The sequence below is a fragment of the Candidatus Thiosymbion oneisti genome (genome assembly GCF_900092655.1).
GTDB classification, from domain to species: domain Bacteria; phylum Pseudomonadota; class Gammaproteobacteria; order Chromatiales; family Chromatiaceae; genus Thiosymbion; species Thiosymbion oneisti.
In genome coordinates this window covers 1-4,506 of sequence record NZ_FLUY01000484.1, presented here as the reverse complement: position 1 = coordinate 4,506, position 4,506 = coordinate 1, and the positions used below count along the sequence as shown (strand labels likewise).

Sequence of the window (4,506 nt, the reverse complement as noted above, 5' to 3'; positions counted from 1 at the left end):
GTTCTGTTATGCGGCGTGCGGGATGTGCGGGATTATCGTATCCATGACGGCGACCACCAGATCATCACCGGCGGCAGCGCCTTCAACATCAAATCCGAGTCGCTTCGGTTGGGGAACTTCAGTCACGAGGAGGTTGCCCTTCTCTACACCCAACATACCGAGGCGACCGGACAGCTGTTCGAAGCCGGGGTGATCGATTATGTCTTCGAGCAGACCGGCGGTCAGCCTTGGCTGGTCAATGCCATGGGCTACGAGGCCTGTTTCAGGGCCAAAGCGGCACGGGATCGCAGTTGTCCCATCACCCTGACAGACATGCTCGATGCCCGGGAGCGGCTCATCGAGCGGCGGGATACCCATCTCGATCAGTTAGGGGACAAACTCAAAGAGGCACGGGTCCAGCGAGTCATCGGCAGGTTGCTGGCCGATACGTTGGCAGCAGACGCCGTGATTCCGGAGGACGACCTGCAATATGTGGAAGACCTCGGCCTCATCCGGGTTCGCCCCCAACTTGCCGTCGCCAACCCCATCTACCGGGAGGTGATCCCCCGTACCCTGACCTGGACCACCCAGGTCCTGATCCCGCAGGAGACCGCTTGGTATCTCAAGGAAGGCAGGCGGCTCGACCTCCCCAAGCTGCTCGATGCCTTCCAACAGTTCTTCCGGGAGAACGGTGATAGCTGGGCCAATCGTTTCGACTACAAAGAGGCCGGACCGCAGCTCTTGATGCAGTCGTTCCTGCAGCGCATCGTCAACAGCGGCGGGCGCATCGATCGGGAGTATGGGCTAGGACGTCGCCGCACCGATCTGTTGGTGCAGTGGCCTCTGGATGAGACTCAGGGCTTCCATGGCCCAGTCCAACGGGCGGTCATCGAGCTCAAGCTCCTACACAAATCCCTGGCGGCAACGATCAAAGAGGGCCTGGCACAGACCGCCGATTATATGGACCGGGTCGGGACCGACGAGGGCTATCTGGTCGTCTTTGATCGCACCCCGGAGCTGCCGTGGGAAGAAAAGATCTTGGTCAGGCAAGAGCGGTATGGGGAGCACCGGATCGGGGTGTGGGGGATGTGAGCCGATGCCTCTGTGATGAATGATGAATGATGGAAGAAGTCAGCCTATGAGTAGTTCCTGGTAAACGGGCCTACCGGGAAAAGAAGAAGCGAGTAGACTGGGCAGAGCCGTAGGATGCGGTGAGCTAAGCTGGCAAGGACGCCCGTAGCGAACCGCATCGTAACCGTTCAGCCCCCACCTCGTGATTCCGGTAAGTGTTGCCGGAATCCAGGCGCCCTAAGTTGGAACCGGACACTGTTGCCTTGAGAAATACGATTTTCGTCAACGGAGCACATGAATAATCAGTGGCTTAGGGGCTCTTGGTTGGTGGAAACACCTATTTTTCAAGGTACCCATGTTTAGCTACTAGCCGTTCATGGCATTTTTTGCATATTCCATCATGAAATTCATCTGCAGGGCTTAGACAGAAGTGACAAATACCTAAACGCTCATCCATATTTTCCAATATTTCTCCTGGGTTGTAATCATATTGTTGTGACATTTTAATTATCTCAATAACCATGGCTTGTGTTTTTTCTTTGCCCAAGGCATCGAATACCGAATATCGTTGGAGCGTGTTAAGTACATCGTTTAACATATAGCTACCGCTGTGATTAGACATTGATTTGGTCTCCCCCTTCGTAATGGCATTACTGGCCTGACGGTTTGGCTCGGGCGCCCAATGCCATGTGGCACTGAGCTTGAAAGTTGCTGAGGAGCCGGACCGCGGCATTGGGTCGCTTGCAGCCGAATGTTAGGCGAATGATCTGTGAAAAACGACCCGTCAATTGACCCTGGCTCCTTTTCTCTCTCGGCCTTATAGTTTTTTAATCTCTTCGATTGAAAGCCCTGAAGCTTTAGCAATAATCGTTATACTGACTTTTTCTTGCTTCATTACCTTTGCCATTTCAATTTTTTCCTCTCTTCGTCCTTTCTCTTCTCCCTCTTTTTTGCCTTCATTCCGATATATTTCTTCAGCAATTGCGCGAATCATAAATTTTTTGCTACCATGAATTTTCTCAAACAATCCGTTTTTTACATAACTGTAGTAGCCTTCAGTAGAAATAATCAAATGATCAACTGGTATTGAGTGATTGAAACGCTAACGACTGAATTCAGCCGCCGGCATAGCCAGTCAGCTGAAGTGGCTTGTTATGCGGCGTTTACTTTAACTTTGTGGACACTGCCAAGCTTGACCCGCTTTTTTGCCTGCCAAAGATCATATGCATCCTGCATGGCAAGCCAGCTTTCAGGGCTACGGCCTAAAGCTTTTGAAAGGCGTATTGCCATTTCAGGGCTAATACTACTCTGAGTTTTTAATACCCTGTTAAGGGTGGAAGCGGCTACGTTCAGTTGCTCAGCTAAATAGCGGCAACTTAAATTAAATGGCTGCATATAAGTGGCCTGAATGAACTCGCCGGGGTGCGGAGGGTTGTGCATAGCCATTAGTGATAATCCTCATAATTAACAATATATACATTACCATCGGAGAACTCGAAAGTGATGCGCCAGTTGGCATTTATAGTAATAGACCATAGTCCTTTGAGGTTGCCTTTGAGCTGGTGTAGCCGATAGCCAGGGATATCAAGGTCTTCAATGTGGTGGGCAGTATCTAAGGCAGCAAGCTGCATACGAAGCTTATTTGTTTGTTTTGCCTGAATGCCTTTAGTACTGCCAGAAACATAGAATTTCTCTAGGCCCTTGTGCTTGAAGGACTTGATCATTCAGTAAGTGTAGCATGTTGCGCAACAGTGTCAAACCGCCTAACGCCAGCATTAACCGGCGTTTTGTAGTAGAGTTTTTATTGTGCTAGGCTTTTTTTAGCACAATAAAAACACTGCGGAAAAACGTCCGAGTTAAATGCTTTAGTTAGATGTTTTATCTATTTTTAAGTCGCCCAAATATTCAGTTTTTAGCTGCTCAAGGCTAGACTCCAAGGCTAATTTAAAGTGCTCATCAAGAATATTCATTACATGCCCCATTGAGTGCGTAGCTACTGAGCACGCCTGGGCAGCCGAATTAAATGACTGAGCATCGAACGTAACCCCTTCTGGCCTCCGTTTAATGCTATGACCAAGGCCTTTAGGTGTCCAATGTGCCCATTGTGAAAAATCACTATAGAGTGAATATAAATCATCCCCGCCAGCCTCTCTAAATATCTCACCTCTTGTGATTTTTTGACCTGACTCCGTAATTAACCATGTATCCTGAAATGGATCACTCACGCTATCTATACCGGTATTTCTCGCTTTCTTTGTCAGATAAGGGCTACCTAATTCCTCTATTCGAGCTAGTAACTCATCCTCATAGCTCGGATCGTAGTTTTCGCCTTTTTTCTTCATCTCTTGGATTGTTTTATAGTCCGTTACTAGCGCAAACCCTCGCCATAACAACGCCTTTTCTTCAGGGCTGTTGTTTTTTACCCAGTGAAGAATAGCCATACCTTCTAGCATCATTCTAGATATTGCAGTTGAATCAGAGAAAGACCCTGCCTCTATCAAAGTAATAACAGACCTAAAATGCTCAAATTGTGTAAAGACAAAACATAAGATCATAAATCCGAAATGATCTGATTCTTTCATTTTGATAGTGTCACTTAATGCTTCATCGCAGTATTCAAATAACTGCTTTGCATGATGCAGCAATATGGGGAGCTCTTCTTCTGGATCCCTTTTCACTAAGTACTCTCCAAACATCTAACGGTGGAGCTAAGCTGCGGCATTTGCGACGCTAGTGCAGCTTACTGGAATAAACCCAATTAACAAATGGTATTAGGATTTTTACTATGCTGCACTCGGAGCAAATGCCGTCAGCTTCAGCGATTTGTTAAACGCGCATGTTCCGTGTATTTTTAACCCAAGAAAAATGCCTTTTAGGACCAACCGATAAAAAATCAAAATCATGCATATCATCGAGCAGGGTGAAGCATCCGCTGAACGGTCTGCATCAACGCATGTTATGCTGCCGTTCAGCGGATGCTTCACTCTTATCATGATTTTGGTTTTTTATCTATCTCCTAATAATGAATTTTCTTTGAATTCTTTACTGTGGTGTGAGCGCTTAACAGGTAATAGACGGCGAGTCGCCGTGTTTAAGTACGTCGAAACGCCTTATATACCACAATGATTGCTTCTTCTTGTTACCTCGCTCTTTTCCAGCGAACAACTACGGCGAATTTCCATCTGGGACCCTCGAGTGCCCCGCAGCTTTACAAATGATAACAAAAAACGTGGTCTGCCCCTGAAGTATCCCCACAAATCAGCCTCTGGCTCCCACGCTCCAGCGTGGGAGCAAGCCTGTCCCGACGGAGGAGGGATCTTGACGCTCCAACGTCATGAAACCTTGGCCGCTGGAGTGGCCACAACGGCATTCCCACGCGGGAGCGTGGGAACGAGCCATTAGGGCATCGTGGCCGCTCATTCGCTCCATAACTCGTTGTTTTAGATTGCAATAATG

5 protein-coding genes and 1 pseudogene are annotated in these 4,506 nt (G+C 48.1%); 1 reads left to right on the top strand and 5 read right to left on the bottom strand.

The genetic code is table 11. The features are described from left to right. A pseudogene (locus tag BQ17_RS21490) lies at positions 1-1,071 on the top strand (ATP-binding protein); the annotation flags it as partial. A gap of 316 nt (positions 1,072-1,387) precedes the next feature. Here BQ17_RS21490 and BQ17_RS20280 read toward each other — a convergent pair. The 5 genes from BQ17_RS20280 to BQ17_RS04695 all read right to left on the bottom strand — a co-directional run bounded on the left by BQ17_RS20280 (position 1,388) and on the right by BQ17_RS04695 (position 3,728). Then, positions 1,388-1,672: a hypothetical protein gene (locus tag BQ17_RS20280; RefSeq protein WP_141699109.1), complete on the bottom strand. Its 285-nt coding sequence runs from the start codon at positions 1,670-1,672 to the stop codon at positions 1,388-1,390. A 195-nt stretch (positions 1,673-1,867) separates the two neighbouring features. Next, the gene (locus BQ17_RS20275) at positions 1,868-2,122 is read right to left on the bottom strand and encodes a hypothetical protein (RefSeq protein ID WP_141699108.1); all 255 of its coding nucleotides are present in this window, start codon (positions 2,120-2,122) and stop codon (positions 1,868-1,870) included. Positions 2,123-2,202: 80 nt separating this feature from the next. Further along, positions 2,203-2,496 carry a HigA family addiction module antitoxin gene (locus BQ17_RS04705; RefSeq protein ID WP_089724721.1) on the bottom strand — a complete coding sequence of 98 codons (294 nt, stop codon included), beginning with the start codon at positions 2,494-2,496 and terminating at the stop codon, positions 2,203-2,205. Continuing rightward, on the bottom strand, positions 2,496-2,774 hold the full coding sequence (locus BQ17_RS04700) for a type II toxin-antitoxin system RelE/ParE family toxin (RefSeq protein WP_089724719.1): 279 nt from the start codon (positions 2,772-2,774) through the stop codon (positions 2,496-2,498). The genes BQ17_RS04705 and BQ17_RS04700 overlap by 1 nt, the downstream gene beginning before the upstream one ends. 141 nt (positions 2,775-2,915) lie before the next feature. Further along, entirely contained in the window at positions 2,916-3,728 is an 813-nt protein-coding gene (locus tag BQ17_RS04695; RefSeq protein ID WP_141699107.1) for a DUF5677 domain-containing protein, read from the bottom strand. Positions 3,729-4,506 lie beyond the last annotated feature (778 nt).

Bases quoted from the DNA above. Each gene is read 5' to 3' on its own strand.
- BQ17_RS20280 (WP_141699109.1), bottom strand. From the start codon at position 1,672: ATGTCTAATCACAGCGGTAGCTATATGTTAAACGATGTACTTAACACG.
- BQ17_RS04705 (WP_089724721.1), bottom strand. From the start codon at position 2,496: ATGGCTATGCACAACCCTCCGCACCCCGGCGAGTTCATTCAGGCCACT.
- BQ17_RS04700 (WP_089724719.1), bottom strand. From the start codon at position 2,774: ATGATCAAGTCCTTCAAGCACAAGGGCCTAGAGAAATTCTATGTTTCT.